At 73.4% G+C, this 19,813-nt stretch carries 13 protein-coding genes; 3 read left to right on the top strand and 10 right to left on the bottom strand.

Features of this window, described 5'->3' with window-relative positions:
- Positions 1–20: 20 nt before the first annotated feature.
- The 3 genes from OO54_RS08295 to OO54_RS08285 form a co-directional block, all read right to left on the bottom strand.
- Entirely contained in the window at positions 21–794 is a 774-nt protein-coding gene (locus OO54_RS08295; RefSeq protein WP_051786785.1) for an HNH endonuclease family protein, read from the bottom strand.
- Positions 795–801: 7 nt separating this feature from the next.
- Positions 802–1,146 (bottom strand): hypothetical protein, encoded by a 345-nt coding sequence (locus OO54_RS08290; protein ID WP_399522991.1) that lies wholly within the window; start codon positions 1,144–1,146, stop codon positions 802–804.
- A gap of 101 nt (positions 1,147–1,247) precedes the next feature.
- Positions 1,248–2,096 (bottom strand): SCO6745 family protein, encoded by an 849-nt coding sequence (locus OO54_RS08285; RefSeq protein WP_051786796.1) that lies wholly within the window; start codon positions 2,094–2,096, stop codon positions 1,248–1,250.
- A gap of 205 nt (positions 2,097–2,301) precedes the next feature.
- On the opposite strand from OO54_RS08285, the gene OO54_RS08280 reads away from it, so the two are divergent.
- Entirely contained in the window at positions 2,302–2,892 is a 591-nt protein-coding gene (locus OO54_RS08280; RefSeq protein WP_051786784.1) for a TetR/AcrR family transcriptional regulator, read from the top strand.
- Complete coding sequence (locus OO54_RS08275) at positions 2,889–4,250, top strand: SGNH/GDSL hydrolase family protein (protein WP_078905098.1); 1,362 nt, start codon at positions 2,889–2,891, stop codon at positions 4,248–4,250. Before OO54_RS08280 ends, OO54_RS08275 begins: the two co-directional genes overlap by 4 nt.
- A 61-nt stretch (positions 4,251–4,311) precedes the next feature.
- On the opposite strand, the gene mfd is transcribed toward OO54_RS08275, so the two are convergent.
- From mfd to OO54_RS08260, 3 genes are all read right to left on the bottom strand, one after another.
- The gene (gene mfd, locus OO54_RS08270) at positions 4,312–7,842 is read right to left on the bottom strand and encodes a transcription-repair coupling factor (RefSeq protein WP_033202265.1); all 3,531 of its coding nucleotides are present in this window, start codon (positions 7,840–7,842) and stop codon (positions 4,312–4,314) included.
- 165 nt (positions 7,843–8,007) lie between these two features.
- A complete protein-coding gene (locus OO54_RS08265) occupies positions 8,008–10,581 on the bottom strand; it encodes an ABC transporter permease (RefSeq protein WP_033202174.1) in 2,574 nt (857 codons plus the stop codon).
- Complete coding sequence (locus OO54_RS08260) at positions 10,578–11,366, bottom strand: ABC transporter ATP-binding protein (RefSeq protein WP_017241165.1); 789 nt, start codon at positions 11,364–11,366, stop codon at positions 10,578–10,580. The genes OO54_RS08265 and OO54_RS08260 overlap by 4 nt, the downstream gene beginning before the upstream one ends.
- A 194-nt stretch (positions 11,367–11,560) precedes the next feature.
- On the opposite strand from OO54_RS08260, the gene OO54_RS08255 reads away from it, so the two are divergent.
- Complete coding sequence (locus OO54_RS08255) at positions 11,561–13,111, top strand: MFS transporter (protein WP_033202173.1); 1,551 nt, start codon at positions 11,561–11,563, stop codon at positions 13,109–13,111.
- 24 nt (positions 13,112–13,135) lie between these two features.
- On the opposite strand, the gene OO54_RS08250 is transcribed toward OO54_RS08255, so the two are convergent.
- From OO54_RS08250 to OO54_RS08235, 4 genes are all read right to left on the bottom strand, one after another.
- Positions 13,136–15,409 carry an FG-GAP repeat domain-containing protein gene (locus OO54_RS08250; RefSeq protein WP_033202172.1) on the bottom strand — a complete coding sequence of 758 codons (2,274 nt, stop codon included), beginning with the start codon at positions 15,407–15,409 and terminating at the stop codon, positions 13,136–13,138.
- A gap of 158 nt (positions 15,410–15,567) precedes the next feature.
- Positions 15,568–15,945 carry a VOC family protein gene (locus OO54_RS08245; protein WP_033202171.1) on the bottom strand — a complete coding sequence of 126 codons (378 nt, stop codon included), beginning with the start codon at positions 15,943–15,945 and terminating at the stop codon, positions 15,568–15,570.
- A gap of 137 nt (positions 15,946–16,082) precedes the next feature.
- Positions 16,083–16,994 (bottom strand): coiled-coil domain-containing protein, encoded by a 912-nt coding sequence (locus tag OO54_RS08240; RefSeq protein WP_033202170.1) that lies wholly within the window; start codon positions 16,992–16,994, stop codon positions 16,083–16,085.
- Positions 16,995–17,111: 117 nt separating this feature from the next.
- The gene (locus OO54_RS08235; RefSeq protein ID WP_033202169.1) at positions 17,112–19,811 is read right to left on the bottom strand and encodes an SUKH-4 family immunity protein; all 2,700 of its coding nucleotides are present in this window, start codon (positions 19,809–19,811) and stop codon (positions 17,112–17,114) included.
- Positions 19,812–19,813: the final 2 nt, after the last annotated feature.

Below are 19,813 nucleotides of genomic sequence, written 5' to 3'. Positions count from 1 at the left end.
AGCCACCACCTCCGACATCGCTATCGGTCTTCGCACTGCTTCAGCATCGTCGCCTTGTCCGCCGTCGTCACCGCAAGGTCGTACTTGAGTGCCACTTGTGCGAAGCGGATCGCGTAGGAGCACCTGATCTGCTTGTGCGGAGGCAGCCAGGCGGCTGGTCCGGAATCGCCCTTGGCCGAGTTGGCCCGGCCCTGGACCGGGATCAGATTGAGCACGTCGTTGGCGAGCTGCTCGCGCTTGCTCTTCGGCCAGCGCGACGAACCCATCTGCCAGCTGTACGACAGCGGCACCACGTGGTCTATCTGTACCTCGGACGCCTGCTGCTTACGCCACTCGATGGTCGTCCCGGTGTACGGGTCGTCCAGCGTCATGGCGATCACGACGCAGTCGGAGCCGGCCCGGAAACGAAGCTTCTGACCATCACGGCGAATGAGATCATTTCGAGTGTCACACCCGTTCCTCGCGAGCGGCACCCCGTCGGCCGTGTCCATCCATGCATAGCCGAACTTGTTGCGGTCGTAGCCCGTCTTCGGCCCCCGCCCCTTCGTGGACAGTTCCTCGATGAGCTTGCGGGCCTCGGCCCTGTCCTCCACCGTCGTCACCGGCGCGAGCCCTGGCTTCGTACCGTCCGGGTTCTTGAGCGGGCTGACCGCCCGCCCGTCGGGAGTCGGTCCGGGCCCCGCGGAGGAGCCGTCATCGCCGAGGCCCTCGCATCCCGACACAAGAAGCACGGCAGTCGTGGCCACCGTCACCGCACGGAGGAATCGCGCGCCAGCCACCCTCTTGTGACTCATGTGCCTCTCAGTAAGCACAACTCACCATCCCCTGTGTGAGCTGCGCAAACTCCTCAGCCACCCGGCGAAGCATAGAGATAACGCGGGTGCCGCAGCCGTTGCCGTCGACGTCCGCCCAGGCGCGGCCGAACTTCTCCCGCTCGTACCCGGCCTTCGGGGCCCGGCCCTTGACCGTGAGGGTGTCCACGGCCGCCAGGGCCGTACCCCGCGCGGCCGACGTCCCGCCCGAGCCGCCGTCCGCGTCCGGGGTGCCGGCTCCGGGCGAACAGGCGGTGGTGACGAGCGCGGTGGCGGCGAGCACCACCGCGGCGGCGGTCCTTCGATTCGTTCGATACGTCCGTTGTGTGAACACCCCGGAATCCTAGGGGGTGTCTCGCCGGCACCCCCTGGGCGGCGGCCGACGGGGCACGTCCGGAGAACCGGCAGCCCGCCCCGTCCGGCTCCGCCGGCGCGTCAGACCTTGCCGATGCCGAGGGTGTTCTCGGCGGGCAGCAGGCCCGAGCCGATGGCCGCGAGCCACGGGCCGCCGAGGAGGTCCGCGAGCCGGGCGGTGGCGTCGGGTCCGAGGGCGGCCCAGGGCGCGGCGGCCAGGACGTCCGTGCGCAGTTCGACCTCGGCGCGCAGGGCGCGGCCGGCCTCGGTGGCGGCGCCTGCCGGGTCGAGGAGACCGCGGGCGGTCAGGCGGGCGCGGGCGGCCGACCAGTCGGCGGCGGACCAGCCGCGGCTCTCGAAGACGGGCTCGGGGGCGGCGCCGATCGCCGCGAAGGAGACGAGCGCCTCGACCGGGTCGAGCCCGGCGGCGAGGAGGGCGGCGAGGTGTCCGTCGCCGCGGTGCTCGCGCAGGACCGTCGCGGCCTGCCAGAGGGCGAGGTGCGGGGCGTCGGGCCAGGGCAGCCCGGTGTTGGCGGCGGCGAGCGGGCGTCCGCCCAGCCCGAGCGGCCGGACGGCCTCCGCGGCACGGCGGGCGAGGGCCGCGGCCTCGGCGAGCTCGGGGCCCTCGACGACGTCGTCGCCGAGGACGGCCCGGTAGGTGCGGTCGACGGCCCGCAGCCGGGCGGCGAGCACCTCCGGCGGGGCGGCGGTCTCCCAGACGGCGGGGACGTACCGGGCGACCATGGCGGGGCTGAAGCTGTAGAAGGCGGACGTCACCGGGACCGCCCCGGGGGCGCCGAGGGGCGCGGCCCGCCAGGCGAAGTAGGAGGGCCAGCGCTCGGTGGTGTCGTAGCCGAGGGCGGCGGCCTCGTCGAAGGCCTCGGGGGCGTAGTAGAGCAGGGCGTGCAGGGGTTCGAGCAGATGCCACATCTGACGTACGCGTCCGGGCTCCACGACCTCGGCGGTCCACGCGGCTCCGGCGGTCTCGTCGACCGACCCGGCCGCCTTGGCCGGCCGGGTCTCCAGGGGCTTCACGGGTTCCATGACGTCCTCCTCGCACCATCGACTTGTCACTGACTAGATTGCCCCCGCCCCCGCAACTTGTCAATGACTAGATACGGGCTAGGCTGCTGCCATGACGAGCCGGAACAGCTACCACCACGGCGACCTGCGGCAGGCCGTCCTCGCCGCCGCCCTCGACGTGATCGCCGCCGAGGGCCCCGGGGCGCTGAGCCTGCGCGACCTCGCCCGCCGCGCCGGGGTCTCCCACGCCGCCCCCGCCCACCACTTCAAGGACCGCACCGGCCTCCTCACCGCCATCGCCGCCCAGGGGTACGACCTGCTCGCCGACGCCCTCGCCGACGCACCCGAGCTCAGCGAACGCGGCGTGCGGTACGTACGGTTCGCCGTCGACCACCCCGCCCACTTCACCGTCATGTTCCAGCCGGAGCTGCTGCGCGCCGACGACCCGGCCCTCCTCGCCGCCAAGGACCGCGCCTCCGCCGAACTCCGCGCCGGCGTCACCGGCCTGGGCTCCGTCCCCGACGCCCGCACCGCCGGCATCGCCGCCTGGTCCCTCGCCCACGGCTTCGCGACCCTGCTCCTCACCCACAACCTGGACGACCCCGTCGGCGGCCGCGACCCGGGCGAGGTCTTCCGCTCGTTGACCGGCTCGATGTTCGGCGCGGACCTCCCGCGCACGAAGACGGAACAGCGGAACGGATGACGACGCACCACACCCCCGGCTCCCCCGGGCGCTCAGGAAGCCGCGCCCCCGCCCCCGCCCGCGCCCCCGCCCGCGCCCCCGCCCGGCACCCCGGCCGCACCGCCACGACCGCGCTCGTCGCCCTGGCCGCCGCCGCGGCCCTGAACGCCTGCGGCACCGACGGCGCCCCGGACCGGCCCCTGGCGACCGCACCCGCTCCCGCCACCCCCGTACCCGGCGAGGCATGGCGAGGCGCCTGGGCGGCCTCGCCGCAACCCCCCGGCCCCGACAACTGGTCGACGGACGGCTTCGCCGACCAGACCCTGCGCCAGTCCGTCCGCGTCACCACCGGCGGCAGCACCCTCAGGATCGAACTCACCCACCGCTACGGCACCCGCCCCCTCCGCATCGCCGGGGCCACCGTCGCCCGCACGGCAGGCGGCGGCGCGGTCCGGCCGGGCTCGGCACGGCAGGTGACCTTCGGGCACGGCGCGCCCACGGTCACCGTCCCCCCGGGCGGCTCCGTCCGCACCGACGCGGCCGTCTTCCCCGTCACCGCGTTCGAGACGGTCACCGTCACCCTCCGCCTGGCCGAGCCGACCGGCCCCGCCACGATCCACCGCTTCGCGGCGGCCACCGGCCGCCGCGCCGACGGCGACCGCCTCGCCGACACCCGGGCGAGCGCCTTCACCGACGCCGGGGATTCCTGGTACCTGCTCTCCGGCATCGAGGTCGCCGGCGGCCGGGACGGGGCCCGCCGCGACGGCCTCGTCACCTTCGGCGACTCCATCACCGACGGCGTCGGCTCGACGCGGGACGCGAACCGCCGCTACCCCGACGCCCTCGCCGAACGCCTCGCCGCCGCGGGCCGCCCCCGCGCCGTCCTCAACCACGGCATCAGCGGCAACAAGGTCGTCCGCGACAACGGCCCGCACGGCGCCCCCGCCGTCGACCGCTTCGCCCGGGACGTCCTCACCGAACCGGGCGTCACCACCGTCCTCGTCCTCGCCGGCATCAACGACATCGGCGGCCCCGGCACCCCCGAAGCACCCGAGGTCACCGTGGACGAACTCGTCGAAGGCCACCGGGCCCTGATCCGCGAGGCCCGCGCCAAGGGCCTCAGGATCGTCGGCGCCACGCTCACCCCGATCAAGGCGTCCGTCTTCGACACCCCGGAGAACGAGGCCCAGCGGGACGCCTTCAACCACTGGGTCCGCACCTCGGGCGCCTACGACGCCTACGTCGACTTCGACCGCGCCCTCGCCGACCCGGCCGACCCCGACCTCATGCGCCCCGCCTTCGACTCGGGCGACCACCTCCACCCGAGCGACGCGGGCTACCGCGCGATGGCCGAGGCCGTCGACCCCGACATCCTGTGACCGCCCCGCCGCCCCGCCACCCGGCCGGCCCGCCCGGCGGACCGGCCGGGCGACACCGCCGCTAAGCCAGGATCGTCGTCAGGAACTCCCCGGTCCAGGACAGGAGTTCACGGCCCACCACCGGCTTCCCGCCGATCTTGCCCGTCGTCGGGCGCGGGACGAGGATCTGGTGGACGGCCGGCTTGATGACCGTGCGCGGGTGGAGACGCTTGAGGCGCAGCTCCTGCGACTCGCGCAACTCGACCGGGGCGAAACGGATGTTGGAGCCCTGGAGGACGATCTCGCCGACGCCGCAGGCACGGGCCAGCATCCGCAGGCCCGCCACCAGGAGCAGGTTCTCGACGGGCTCGGGCAGCTTGCCGTAGCGGTCGGTCAGCTCCTCGCGCACGGCCCTGATGTCCTCCTCCGAGTTGGCGGAGGCGATCGACCGGTAGGCCTGGAGCCGCAGCCGCTCCCCGGGCGCGTAGTCGTGCGGCATGTGGGCGTCGACCGGGAGCTCGATCTTCACCTCCAGGGGCGCCTCCTCCTCCACGCCGCCCTCCATCTGCGCCCGGTAGTCCGCGACCGCCTCGCCGACCATCCGCACGTACAGGTCGAAGCCGACGCCCGCGATGTGACCGGACTGCTCGCCGCCGAGGAGGTTGCCCGCGCCGCGGATCTCCAGGTCCTTCATGGCCACGTACATGCCGGCGCCCATCTCGGTGTGCTGGGCGATCGTCGCGAGCCGCTCGTGCGCGGTCTCGGTCAGCGGCTTCTCCGGCGGGTACAGGAAGTACGCGTACCCGCGCTCGCGGCCGCGGCCGACACGGCCGCGCAGCTGGTGGAGCTGCGAGAGGCCGAAGTTGTCGCCGCGCTCCACGATGAGGGTGTTGGCGTTGGAGATGTCGATGCCGGACTCCACGATCGTCGTGGAGACGAGCACGTCGAACTTCTTCTCCCAGAAGTCCACCACGACCTGTTCGAGCGCCGTCTCCGACATCTGGCCGTGCGCGGTCGCGATCCGCGCCTCGGGAACGATCTCCCGGAGGCGGGCCGCCGCCCGGTCGATCGAGTCGACCCGGTTGTGGATGTAGAAGACCTGCCCCTCGCGCAGGAGTTCACGGCGCACGGCCGCGCCGATCTGCTTCTCCTCGTAGGGGCCGACGAAGGTGAGGACGGGGTGCCGCTCCTCCGGCGGGGTGGTGATCGTCGACATCTCGCGGATGCCGGTCACCGCCATCTCCAGGGTCCGCGGGATCGGGGTGGCGGACATCGTCAGCACGTCGACGTTGGCCCGGAGCTTCTTCAGCTGCTCCTTGTGCTCGACGCCGAAGCGCTGCTCCTCGTCGACGATGACCAGGCCCAGGTCCTTGAACTTCGTCTCCGACGAGAACAGGCGGTGGGTACCGATGACGACGTCGACGGAGCCCTCCCGCAGGCCCTCCAGAGTCGCCTTCGACTCGGTGTCGGTCTGGAAGCGGGACAACGCCCGCACCTTCACCGGGAACTGGGAGTAGCGCTCGCTGAAGGTGCCGAAGTGCTGCTGCACGAGCAGCGTCGTCGGCACGAGGACCGCGACCTGCTTGCCGTCCTGCACGGCCTTGAAGGCCGCCCGCACCGCGATCTCCGTCTTGCCGTAGCCGACGTCGCCGCAGATCAGACGGTCCATGGGGACCGTCTTCTCCATGTCCTCCTTCACCTCGGCGATGGTGGACAGCTGGTCGGGCGTCTCCGCGTACGGGAAGGCGTCCTCCAGCTCGCGCTGCCACGGGGTGTCCGCGCCGAAGGCGTGGCCGGGGGCCGCCATCCGGGCCGAGTACAGCTTGATCAGGTCGGCCGCGATCTCCTTGACGGCCTTCTTCGCCCGCGCCTTCGTCTTCGTCCAGTCCGCGCCGCCGAGCCGGTGCAGGGTCGGCGCCTCGCCGCCCACGTACTTGGTGACCTGCTCCAGCTGGTCGGTCGGGATGTACAGCCGGTCGCCGGGCTGGCCGCGCTTGGCGGGGGCGTACTCGACGAGGAGGTACTCGCGGGTGGCGCCCTGCACGGTCCGCTGGACCATCTCCACGTAACGGCCGACGCCGTGCTGCTCGTGCACGATGTAGTCGCCGACCTCCAGGGTCAGCGGGTCGATCGTCTTGCGTCGCTTGGCCGGCATCCGCTGGCCGTCCTTGCCGGCGGCCTTCTGGCCGGACAGGTCGGTCTCGGTGAGCACGGCCAGCCTCAGGGCCGGGTCGACGAAGCCGTAGTCGATGGAGCCGGTGGAGACGTGCACGACGGCCGGGGAGATCTCGGCGAGGTCGGCGTCGAGGCGGGCGGGAATGCCCTCGCCGCCGAGGACCTCGACCGTGCGGGACGCCGGGCCGTGCGCCTCCGTCACGTAGACCGTGCGCCAGCCGTCGGCCAGCCAGCCCTTGGTGTCGGCGAGCGCGCGTGCGGTGTCGCCGCGGTACGACTCGGGGGCGTGCATCCCGAGGGTCAGCGTGTCGCCGTCGGTGTCGGCCGCGTCCGCGGCGAACGGCGACACCGACCACCAGGCGATGTCCAGCTCCCGCGCCCGGTCGCGTACGTCCGCGATCCCCCACAGGGAGGCCGCGCCCACGTCGATCGGGGCCTCGCCGCCACCGGCGGTCGCCGCCCAGGACGCCTGGAGGAACTCCTGCGAGGTCGCCACCAGGTCCGCCGCCCGGGTGCGGACCCGCTCGGGGTCGCAGACCACGGCCATGGCGCCCTTCGGCAGCACGTCGAGGAGGAGCTCCATGTCGTCGACGAGGACGGGGGCGAGGGACTCCATGCCCTCGACCGCGATGCCCTCGGCGATCTTGTTCAGGAGCTCGCCCAGCTCCGGGTGGGCCTCGGCCAGCACCGCCGCCCGCTCCCGTACGTCCTCCGTCAGCAGCAGCTCCCGGCAGGGCGGCGCCCACAGACCGTGCTCGGCCACCTCCAGGGACCGCTGGTCGGCGACCTTGAAGTAGCGGATCTCCTCGACGTCGTCGCCCCAGAACTCGATCCGGAGCGGGTGCTCCTCGGTCGGCGGGAAGACGTCCAGGATGCCGCCGCGCACGGCGAACTCACCGCGCTTCTCGACCAGCTCCACCCGGGAGTACGCGGCGGCCGCCAGGCCCTCGACGACCTCGTTCAGATCGGCCGTCTGCCCGGACCGCAACGCCACGGGCTCCAGGTCCCCCAGGCCCTTGACCTGCGGCTGGAGCACGGAGCGGATCGGCGCGACGACCACGCTGACCGGGCCGGCCGCCGGGTCGTCGTCCCGCGGATGGGCGAGGCGGCGCAGTACGGCGAGACGGCGGCCCACGGTGTCCGAACGCGGCGAGAGCCGCTCGTGCGGCAGCGTCTCCCACGAGGGGTACTCGACGACCGTGTCCGGGTCGAGCAGCGACCGCAGCGCGGCCGCCAGGTCCTCCGCCTCCCGCCCGGTCGCGGTCACCGCGAGCACCGGCCGGCCCGAGTCACGGGCCAGCGCGGCCAGCGCGAACGGCCGCGCGGCCGCCGGGCCGACCAGGTCCACGTGCGGACGGTTCCCGTCGGCGGCGGCCTTCACCGCCTCGGCGAGAGCCGCGTCCTTGACGACGACATCGAGCAGACCGTGCAGGCTCATGAAGGTGTCCATCCCGAGGGGTGCCGGAGGCGGGCAACGCGAACAGCCCGACACGTCGTACGGGCCGGGGTGTCCAGCGTACGACGGTGCACCGACAGTCGCTTCCGAAACACGGGCGGCCCCGGTGGAGCTCCACCGGGGCCGTACCGCTTCGAGCCGGGTCCGCTACTCGCTCGCGATGGCGTTCAGGACGTTCATCCGGCCGGCCCGGAAAGCCGGGACCAGGGCCGCGAACAGGCCCACGAAGGCCGATCCGACGAACACCGTGAGGATCGTCGGCCACGGGATCTCCAGGACGCCGAGGCCCTCCAGGGCGAGGAGCTTCTGGGCGGCCGTGCCCCAGCCCATGCCCAGGCCGAGGCCGAGCAGTGCGCCGAAGAGGGCGATGACCACCGACTCCAGGCGGATCATGCGGCGCAGCTGGCGGCGCGAGAGGCCGATGGCCCGCATGAGGCCGATCTCCCGGGTCCGCTCGACCACGGAGAGGGCGAGGGTGTTCACGACGCCGAGGACGGCCACGACGATCGCCAGGGCGAGGAGCCCGTACACGATGTTGAGCAGCTGGCCGACCTGGTCCTTCAGGTCCTCCTTGTAGTCGGCCTGGTTGCTCACCTTGTACTGCGGGTAGGGCGCGAGGGCGTCCTTGAGGGCCTGGTAGGCCTGGGCGTCCTGGCCGTCCCGCGCGGAGGCGAGGAGCAGCGCGGACTGCGGCATCCGGTCGGCGGGAAGTGCCTCGGAGGCGGTCGAGAGGGCCGTGTACATGGCGCCCTTGTCGACGTTGGACTCGTCGGAGGTGATCGCGACGACCTTCAGCCGCACGGTCTCGCCGTGCGCGAAGGCGACGGTGAGGGTGTCGCCGACCTTGACGCCGTGCTCGGTCGCGTAGTCGCTGCCGACGGACATGGCGCCCGGGCCCCACGCGTCGGTCAGGCGGCCCGCGACGGTCTCGCGGCGCAGGTCCTGCGGGTACGTCGGGTCGGTCGCGGCGAGGCCGTGCTCGAAGGTGCCGCCCTTCGGGTCGGTGATCGTGGCGTCGACCCACTTGTACTCGGTGACGTGGTCGAGGCCGGGGACCTTCTCCACGGCGGCCTGGGCCTGCGGGACGACCGGCTGGCCGGTGGCGTTCTGCACGATGAAGTCGGCGCCGACGGACCGGTCGAGTTCCTCGGTGGCCGAGGCGACCATGGAGGAGCCGACCACCGAGAGGCAGGCGACGAGCGCGAGGCCGATCATCAGGGCGGCGCCGGTGGCGCCGGTGCGGCGCGGGTTGCGCAGGGCGTTGCGCTCGGCCATCCGGCCGACCGGGCCGAAGACCCGCAGGACGACGACGCCGAGGGCGCGGACCACGCCGCCCGCCAGGAGCGGACCCACGACGACGAAGCCGAGGAGCGACAGGACGATGCCGAGGCCGAGCCAGAGGGAGCCGGGTCCGGCCTCCGCCGCGCGGGTCGCGGTCCACAGCGCGGCCGCGCCGGCGGCCGTGAGGAGCAGTCCGATCGCGCCCCGCACCCGGCCGGCCTTCCCGTCCGCGGGGGTGCCCGCGTCGCGGAGGGCGGCCATCGGGGAGACCTTCCCGGCCCGGCGGGCGGGGACGTACGCGGCGAGGACGGTGACGAGGACACCGAGGGCGAGGCCGACGGCCGGGGTCGTCCACTTCACGGTGAGGTCGTCGGTGGACAGCTCCATGCCCATGGAGGACATCAGTTCCATGAGGCCGATGGCGAGGCCGACGCCTGCGGCGACACCGGCGACGGAGCCGACGACGCCGAGGAGCAGGGCCTCGATGAGGACGGAACGGTTGACCTGCTTGCGGCTGGAGCCGATGGCCCGCATGAGGCCGATCTCGCGGGTGCGCTGGGCGACCAGCATCGAGAAGGTGTTGACGATGAGGAAGATGCCGACGAGGAAGGCGATCCCGGCGAAGCCGAGCATCGCGTACTTCATGACGTCGAGGAAGCCCGCGACGTCTTCGCGGCCCGCGTCGGCGGCCTCGGCGGCGGTCTTCAGGTCGTAGCCGTCGCCGAGCGCGGCGGCGACGTTCGCCTTCAGGGCGTCGTCCGTGACTCCGGGCTCCGCGTCGACCATGACCTGCGTGAACAGGCCCTCCTTGCCGAGGAGTCCACGCTGGGCCGCGGCCGTCTCGAAGTAGACGACGGTGGCGCCGGGGTTGGTGACCTTGAAGTCGACGATGCCGCTGATGGTGGTGGTGAAGTCGCCGGTGGCGGCGATCGTCCGGAGCTCGTCGCCGAGCTTCAGGCCGTGCTTGTCGGCGGTGTCCCGGTCGACGACCACGTCGGTGGGGCCGCGCGGCTCGTGACCGGCGGTGAGCTCCACCGAACGCAGCTCGTACGGGCTCCAGTTGACGGCGATGGTGGGCGCGCCGCTCGTCGGTCCGACGTTCTTGTCCTGCGCGTCGACGACGGTGACGGCGAGGGAGGCGACGGAACCCTGGGCGTCCTTGACGCCCTCGGCCTTCCGCACCTTCTCGACGAGGGAGGCCGGAAGGGACTCGGGGCGGCCGGTGTCCGGGGTCTCGTCCGACGGGTCGGAGTTCGTCGGGCTGACGGTGACGTCGGACGCGGTCACCGCGAACAGCTTGTCGAACGTCGTGTTCATGGTGTCCGTGAACACGAGGGTGCCGCTGACGAACGCGACGGACAGCAGGACGGCGACGGCGGAGAGCGCCATCCGGCCCTTGTGCGCGAAGAAGTTGCGCATCGAGGTCTTGAGGACGCTCATGACGTCCGCCCGCGCGCGTCGAAGTCCTTCATCCGGTCGAGTACGGCGTCGGCCGTCGGCCGCTCCATCTCGTCCACGATCCGCCCGTCGGCGAGGTACAGCACCCGGTCCGCGTAGGAGGCGGCGACCGGGTCGTGGGTGACCATCACGATCGTCTGCCCCAGCTCGTCCACCGACGTCCGCAGGAAGCCGAGCACCTCCGCGCCGGCCCGCGAGTCCAGGTTTCCGGTCGGCTCGTCACCGAAGATGATCTCCGGGCGGGCGGCCAGCGCCCGAGCCACCGCCACGCGCTGCTGCTGACCGCCGGACAGCTCGTTCGGCCGGTGCTTCAGCCGCTCGGACAGGCCCACCGTGTCCACCACCCGCCGCAGCCACTCCGCGTCCGGCTTGCGGCCCGCGATGTCCATCGGCAGCGTGATGTTCTCGATCGCGCTCAGCGTCGGAAGCAGGTTGAACGCCTGGAAGATGAAGCCGATCCGGTCCCGCCGCAGCTGCGTCAGCTTCTTGTCCTTCAGACCCGTGATCTCGGTCTCGTCCAGGAAGATCTGCCCGCTCGTCACGGTGTCCAGCCCGGCGAGGCAGTGCATCAGGGTCGACTTCCCCGACCCCGACGGGCCCATGATCGCGGTGAACCGGCCGCGGGCGATGTCCACGTCGACGGAGTCCAGCGCCACGACCCGGGTCTCCCCCGAGCCGTACGCCTTCACCACCTGCCGCGCCCTCGCAGCAACGGCCGTACGCCCTCCAGTACCCCCGTGCCTGGGGATGGTCACAGCCGAAGTCACGGTTGTCTCCTTGAAGCAGTGGCTTGGTTTGTAAGTTCAAGTTAAGAACCCCCCACCTCCTCGCACCTCCTCCGCCGGTACGAACGACCCCTGGCCCCTATGGGGGAGAAGCCCCTAGGGGTTCCTCCACCCCTGGTCCTAGTGAGACCCTGACCCTCAGACATTTAGGTGTATGAAGAAAGGAAGGGTGCGCGGTGACGGAACCGTCGACGACCCGGGCCGGAGCCGAAGCGACGCCCGCGCCCTCCGCCCCGGCCGCCGCGCGACGGGGGCCCGTCGTCGCCGCGCTCATGATCACGATGGGGCTGGCCGCCATCGACGGGACGATCGTGTCCACGGCCGTGCCCCAGATCGTCGGCGACATCGGCGGACTCGCCGTGTTCTCCTGGCTGTTCTCCGGCTACCTGCTCGCGGTGACCGTCACGCTGCCCGTGTACGGGAAGCTCAGCGACACCTTCGGCCGCAAGCCGGTCCTCGTCGCGGGCGTGATCCTGTTCGTCGTCGGCTCGCTGCTGTGCGCCGCCGCCTGGAACATGGCGTCGCTCATCGCGTTCCGCGTGATCCAGGGCTTCGGCGGCGGCGCACTCCAAGGCACGATCCAGACCATCGCCGCCGACCTGTACCCGCTGAAGGAACGCCCCAAGATCCAGGCGAAGCTCTCCTCCGTCTGGGCCGCGTCCTCCGTCGCGGGACCCGCCGCCGGCGGCCTCCTCGCCGGCTACGCCGACTGGCGCTGGATCTTCCTCGTCAACCTGCCGGTCGGCCTCCTCGCCCTCTGGCTGATCGGCCGCCACCTCGTCGAACCCGCCCGCACCGCCCCCCGCGAACGCGTACGCGTCGACTGGGCCGGAGCCCTCGCCATCTTCGCGACCGGCGCGCTGCTCCTCACCGCGCTCGTCCAGGGCGGCGTCGCCTGGCCCTGGCTCTCCGCACCCTCCCTGGGCCTCCTCGGCGGATCCGCCGTCCTCGCCGCCGTGACCGTCGCCGTCGAACGACGCGCCCCCGAACCGATCATCCCCGGCTGGGTCTGGCGCCGCCGCACGATATCCGCCGTCAACCTCGCCCTCGGCGCCCTCGGCCTCCTCATGGTCGCCCCGACCGTCTTCCTGCCGACCTACGCCCAGTCGGTCCTCGGCCTCGGCCCGATCGCCGCCGGATTCGTCCTCTCGGTGATGACCCTCAGCTGGCCCATCTCCGCCGCCCTCTCCAACCGCGTCTACACCCGCATCGGCTTCCGCCTCACCGCCGTCCTCGGCATCTCCGGCGCCCTCCTCGTCCTCCTCGCCTTCCCGCTCCTGCCCTTCCCCGGCGAGCCCTGGCAGCCCGCGCTCCTCATGCTGCTCCTCGGCGCGACCCTCGGCCTCTTCCAACTCCCGCTGATCGTCGGCGTCCAGTCCACCGTCCCGTACGAGGAACGCGGCACCACCACCGCGTCCGTCCTCTTCTGCCGCCAGGTCGGCCAGAGCATCGGCGCCGCCGTCTTCGGCGCCCTCGCCAACTCCGTCCTCGCCTCCCGCCTCGGCGGCGACGGCGACCTCGACTCCCTCGCCCGCGCCCTCGACGCCCCCGCCTCCCTCACCGCCGAGGCCACCGACCACCTCCGCCGCGCCGTCGACGCCGCCGTCGACTACGTCTACCTCGGCGCCGCCGGCGCCGCCGCCCTGGCCCTCCTCGTCCTGCTCACCCTCGCCCCCCGCCGCTTCCCCGTCCTGCCGGAGGAGGGGGAGCGACGGGGCGCGGAGTGAGGCGGAGCGAGGGCCCGGGGCCCGTCAGAACGCCGCGTCGATCCAGTTGCCCGGCTCGACCAGGCCGTTGCGCACCGCGCCCTTGAAGGGCGCCCGCCAGTCCCCCGTACCCCTGTAGAGGTACGAGCTGTCGTTCACCCCGAGCAGGTCCGCACGCCCGTCGCCGTCGGCGTCACCGATGCCGACGATGTCCCGGTACGCGTTCCAGCCGCCGCCCAGCCTGACCCGCGGCGCGAAGGTGCCGTTGCCGAGGCCGAGGTACATCCAGAGGACACCGGCCTTGTCCCGGGCGACGAGGTCGCCGGCGGGCGCACCGGCGAGGTTGCCGGTCGCGGTGATCTGGTTGTAGATCCCCCAGCCGGTACCGATCCTCTTCCGCGCGGAGAGCGGGGCGTTGGCGTTCCCGGTGCCGGGGTACAGCCACAGCCCGCCGGACTTGTCCGTCGCCAGGAGGTCGGGCTTCCCGTCGTTCGTCAGGTCACTGCCACCCGCCACCTGGTCGTAGACCTGCCAGCCGGTCCCGATCCTCGTACGCCCCGAGAACGGCTTCTCCCCGACGCCGGTGCCCTGGTAGAGCCACAGCGCGCCGCTCCTGTCCCGGGCGATCGTGTCGGCCACCGCGGTGCCCGCGATGTTCCCGACGGACTCCATGCGGTCGTAGACCTGCCACCCGGTCCCGACCGGCAGCCCTCCCGTGGCCTCCACGTTGTCGCCGGCCCGCGTCCGCATCGTGCCGACCCGCCGCAGCTCGCCGTCCCCCCAGCGGACGAACAGGTCCGGGGTGCCGTCGTCGTTGTAGTCGTGCGCGCCCACGGGCCGCGTCACGGTGAAACGGCCGGTGGCCTTGAGCTCCGGGCCTATTCCCTCGTCCGGGCGCGCGATGAGCTGCCACTCGTACTCGCCGTTGGGGGCCGTCCCGAGGTCCTGGCCGCCCTCCAGGCTCTTTCCGTCCCAATGCCAGGTGATCCGGCGCGGCGTCCCGGGGGTGACCCCGTACGGGACGGACCACCCGTCCCGCACCGTCGTGCGGCTGCGCACGTGGGTCAGGGTCACCCAAACCCGGCTGTCCGCCCGGGACAGGTCCCAGCTGAAGTCGACCCCGCGCTCGGCCTGCTCGCCGGTGAGCGCCTTCGGGGTGTCGGAGCCGGTGAGGGTCACGACCGTCGACTGCCCGGTGGACGCGACGAGTTCGACGTCCGGCCGCCCGCCGTCGGCGCGCGGCGAGATCCGGTAGAGGCCCTCGCCCTGCTCGGGGGTCCCGCCGCGCACCAGGAGGGTGCCGCCGGGGCCGGTGACGGCGGAGGAGAACGCGGTGAGGAGGGTGTCCTTCTCGCCGGTCTGGATCGACTGGACGGTGAAGGGCCTCATCATCGGGTTCGCCGCGCCGTCGAGGAAGGTGGACGCGCTGATGTGGGCCTTCTGGCCGGTCGCGAGCCAGCCGCCGACCAGGTAGAGCGGGGCGGAGGTATCGGCTTCGTCGTCCGGGATCCACTGCGGCGTGGTGGTGCCGCGCTTGAGGGCGACGATCCCGTCGCCCCCCGGTCGAGCCTCACGCCAGGCCACGTGTGTGGCGGACACCGTGCCGTGCCACGCCCACTCGTCCTTGGCCTGGACGTTCCAGGAATCCGCCCCCGAAGCGAGGTCGACGAGGATCTTGGCGGGTATCCGTGTCTCGCCGATCAGGCAGTCGTAGAGCGCGGAGGCGGTGTCCGTCCACGCCTCGTCGGCGGCGTCGCAGTCGACGAGGGCCCCTCCGACCAGCTTGCGGAGCTTCGGCGTGCCGCCGGCGAGCACGGCGGCGTCGAGCGTGGCGGCGTACTGCACCTGGTAACCGCCCTCGTACTTCCCGAGGAGCAGGGTGTCGCCGGCCAGGCCCGAGTACGAGTAGTCGCCGAGCGCGTCGAGGTCGATCTCCACGGACGTCACAGCGGGTTTCGACACGTCGTGGATCCGGATCAGCGAACTGACGGACAGCAGGGCCCGGTTGCCGGTGACGACGAGGTCCGAGCCGCCTCCGGCGGCGGCGGCCCCGGGCAGCACGGTCGACGAACCGTCCGCGTACCGCGTCCACCGGTACTCGGGGGTGGTGCCGCGGGTCTTCGACAGGAATCCGCTCGGTCCCGCGCCGACGACGTCCGCGTCGAGCGGGAACGTCACGGTGGTCTGCTGCGGGTCCTCCTGCGCGGCGACCGGCGCGGCGGCGGCCGGGAGCGTGGTGAGTGTGCCGCCCGTGGCGGCGAGGACGATGGTGACGGCGGCGGTCGCGAGACGGCGGCCGCGGGTGTGTGCGTGATGCATGTACGGGTTCCCTCCCCTGGACTCAGGAGGTTAACGGGCCCTCCGGTCACGCCTCCCGCCGCCCCGGTACCACCAAGATCGGCGACACCACCGCGGCCCCGGCATGACCGGCAGGACGTCCCCTAGGGCCTGTCCGGCCCTGATCCGCCGGGCAGGCCCTAGGAGGGCGGGCGCGGAACCGTCAGGCAGAAGGGGTGGCCCGCCGGGTCGAGCAGGACGCGCCAGCGGTCGGCTTCGGGCTGCGAGGGAGCCAGGGTGGCGCCCCAGTCGACGAGTCGGGCGGTGGCCGCGTCGAGGTCGTCGACGTCGAAGTCGAGGTGGAGTTGCTGGGGGACGGTCTGGGTGGGCCACGTCGGGGGGCGGTAGTCGTCGACGCGCTGGAAGCCGAGGAAGAGGCCGCCGTCCGGGCCGCGGAGGCCGGCGAACTCGTCGTCGGAGCGGTCGGCGAGGGGGATGCCGGTGGCGCGGTGGTAGAAGGCGGCGAGGGCCATCGGGTCGGCGCAGTCCAGGGTGACCGCCGTCAGTTTCATGAGCATGGCCGGTCAGCCTAGGGGTGCCCGGTCGACCGGGCACGATCAGGGAGCCGGTCCTGGTGCGAGCGTGCGCCCCGGGCCCCGCGAACCAGGCGGGACTTTCCGGGCAGGCCCCAGGGGGCGCGCTCGGGGCCGTCCCCTTACGTCAAGTCCTCGTCCTCGTCGGGCCGTTCCGGTGCGGTCGGTTCGCCGGGGGCGGTGGGGCGGCCGGTGAGGGTGGCGAGGGAGTTGCGGATGTGCTCCATGTGGGAGTGGATCTCGTCGCGGGACTCGTCGTGTTCGCGGAGGAGGCGCTCGGTGTCGCGCTCGACGCGTTCGACCTTCATGCGGGCCTCGGCGAGGAGCTCCTCCGCGCGGGCCTCGGCGTCCTCCTGGCCGTGACGGGCCCGTTCCTCGGTCTCGGCGAGGGCGCGCTGGGCCTCGGCGAGGCGGGCCTCGGCACGGGAGACGAGTTCGTCGTGGCGGGCGTCGAGGCCGGCGGCGCGGGTTTCGGCCTCGTGGTCGGCCTCGTCGCGTACCGCAGCCTGTTCGGTGCGCTGGGCGGCAAGGAGGTCGGCGGAGCGGCGCTCGGTCTCCTCGTAGGCCTCGCGGGCGGCGGTCCGCTGCTCGTCGGTGTCGCGGCGGGCCTCGGCGGCCAGTTCGGCGGCCTGCTTCCGGGCGGCCTCCAGGGTGGTGCCCGCGGCGGCCTCGGCCGCGGACCGGACGCCCTCCGCGTACGCCCGGGCGGCCTCGGCGGCCTCCGCGCCCGCGGCCTCGGCGGCCTCCGCGAGGGCCTGGGCGTCGGCCTCGGCGGCGCGGACGAGCTCCTCGTCCTCCTGCTCGGCCATCTCCAGTATCTTGCGGGCCCGGTCGCCGAGGGATTCGTAGCGCTGGGGTGCGAGGGCCTCGACGGCGGCGCGCAGCCGGGCGGCCTCGGCCTCCATCTCCTTCGCGAGTACGGTGAGCCGCGCCGCCCGTTCCCAGGCGCCGTCGCGCTCTTCGGAGAGTGCGGCGACCTGGCGGTCGACCTGCTCGGGGCGGTACCCCCGGCCCCGTCCGACAGCGAATCCCATCCCTGACGCCCCTTCCCGTATGGCCTCAAACGTCAAGGATGCGCCATCAGAACGGACAAAAGGCGCCCAACGTGCACGCACGTCGAGCGCCTTTCGTCACATTCCGCCTGCCTCCGACTACAGGAGGCCGTCCCACATCTGCTCCAGGAGCACCGACCACCAGTTCTCCGGCGACGCCAGCGCCTGCGGGTCCAGCATCGCCAGCTGCGCCTGGAAGTCGACCGTCCAGCGCCCCGCCTGCTCGGGGTTGAGCCCGAACCGCAGCCGCCACATCCGGCCCAGCAGGGCCAGCGAGCGCGTGAACTCCGGCAGCCCGGTGTTCACGAACTGCGGCGGCACCGGCTGTCCGCCAGGACCGGCCTCCACCGGAACCGCCACGATGTGCGCGGTCCCGTACTGGACGCAGATCGCCCGTCCGAAGTCCGAACCCAGCACCAGGTACGAACTCGCGTCCGTCGCCGCCTGGACCTGCCGCTGCGCCGCGAGCTCCGCGAGCGTCGGCACCACCGGCACGGCCGGCTGCGCCCAGAAGAACGGACCGAAGTCCGCCGGCAGACCCGCCCACACCAGCGTCCGCGCCACCAGCTCCGGCACGCCCTGACGGGACACCGCACGCTGGTCGAAACGGAGGATGCCCGGACCGAACGCCCCCGCCAGCTCCTGCGCGATCCCCTCCGGCGGAATCGGCGGCGCCGGCTGCACCTGCGGCAGCGGCGCCCGCACCGGCGCGGGCCGCGCCGGACCGTCCGCGACCTGGTGCAACTCGCCCTGATGCGTCAGGAGTTGCCGCATGCCCTGCTGTCGGCCCGCGTGATCACGGCCGTACGGGGCGATGCTGGTGATCCGCGCCTGCGGCCACGTCTCCCGGATCATCCGCGCGCAGTAACCACCGGGCAGCTCACAGGACTCCAGCTCCGTGTGCAGTTCGAGCACCTGCTGCGGCGGCACGTTCATCGCGCGCAGCTCGTGCAGGATCTGCCACTCCGGATGCGGCGTGCCCGGCGCCGAACGCCGGATGATCTGCGCCTCGGAACCGTCCGGCGCCCGGTACCGCAGCACCGCCTGGTAGCCAGGGCCCACCGTCGGCTGCCCCGCCGGCTGCGGATAGCCGTACGCCGGAGGTACGGGCCCCCCGGCCGCGGGCGCTCCCGGTACCGGACCGGGCGCCGGCGGCGGCGTGTGCCCACCGTGCACCGGCGGCGCCGGAGCGGGCGGCGGCGGCACCCCCGGACCGGCCGGACCGGGGTGCGCCAGCATCGTCGCGGCATGCGCGATGCCGCCCGGAGGCGTACCCGGCACGCCCGGCGGCGGCGGAGGCGGCGGCGGTGCGCCCGGACCGCCCTGGTTCGGATGCGCCAGCATCGTCGCGGCGTGGTGCACGGGCTGCGGCGGCGTCGGCGGACCGGGCGGCGCCGGAGCGGGCGGCGGACCGGGCGGACCCGGCTGCGCGGGCGGCTGGAGCCCCTCGGGCCCGAGCTGCGAGACCAACTGCGTGGGGATGTACGCCCCCGCACCCGACGACGCTCCCGGCGTACCCGGCACACCGGGCGGCGGAGGCGGCGTCGGACCCCGCCCACCGGCCTTCGGCGGCACCGTCGCCTTGCTGGTCGCCGCGTCCGCGATGTCCCCCGCACCCGGCGCCGAAGGCGCGGGCGGAGGCGGCGGCACACCGGGCCCGCCCTGCGGAGGCACCGGAGCGCCCGGCGCCGGCGCGGCCGGCGGGTTCGCCGGGGCGGCGGCGTCCGGCCGCGGCGCGGACGGGTCGAGCCGGGGAGCCACGGCGGTCGGCGGCAGCGCACTGCCGCCCTTCATCAACGCGGTCGGCGCGTCGGCACCCACCAACGGCGGCGGAGTGTCCTCGTCGTCCGTCCCCGACAGCGGCGGCGCGAACACGGTCGCCGGCAACGGCACCGCCCCGTCCGCACCCCCGGAGCTCGCGTTCGCGTCCACCCACGGCCCGCTCAACGACGGCGAAGCCGGGAGGGGCGCGGGAGCGGGAACAGGAGCGGGAACAGGAGCGGGAGCAGGAGCGGGAGCAGGGGTGGGAGCGGAGGGAGCCTGCGCGGGAACGGGGGCGGAGGGAGCAGCCTGGGCGGCGGCAGGCGGAGCCGGAGGGGCGGCCGGCGGAGCCGGCGCTTCCTGAGGCGCGGGGGCCGGAGGCGCGAACGGAGGGGCCGAAGGCGCGGCCGCCGGCACCCCGTCCATCGCCGTCGGCTCGTACTCGGAACCGGAATCCCCGGCAACGGCACCGGACCCCGCACCGGGACCGGCGCTCGCGCCGACACTCGCGCCGACACCGACACCGACGCCCTCGCTGCCGTCCCCGCCCGACGACGCCACCGACGCCGAGGACACCGCGTCCCCAGCGCCCACCGCCTCCGAGACGTCGTCCGCCGGGGCCGACGAACCGCCGGTCTCCTGAGAGGCGTTCGGGCCGGCCGGAATGCCGATCTTGTCGGCGGCGTCCTGTAGCCACTCGGGCGGACTCAGCAGGAACGACGTCTGGTTGAGGTCGATACGGGCCGCGGGCACGGCCGCCTGGGCCGGGACGTCGTCGGCGGAGCCGTACTCCTCCTCGTACCGGCGGATCACCTCGCCCACCGGCAGACCGGGCCACAGCGTGGCCTCACCGCTGTCCCGGGCGATCACGAGCCGCTGGCGGCCGCCGTCGGACGTCGGACCGCCCTCGCGGTCCTCCGCCCACACCACGAACCCGAGCTCGAACTCCCGCACCCGCACCTCTCGGTGCTGGTACGACGGCAGCTCGCCGTTGATCCACTCCTCGGCGCGCTCCTGCGCCTGCGCGAACGTCACCACAG

Source organism: Streptomyces wedmorensis, from assembly GCF_000716445.1.
Lineage (GTDB): Bacteria > Actinomycetota > Actinomycetes > Streptomycetales > Streptomycetaceae > Streptomyces > Streptomyces wedmorensis.
This window is presented reverse-complemented; position numbering and strand designations above follow the sequence as displayed.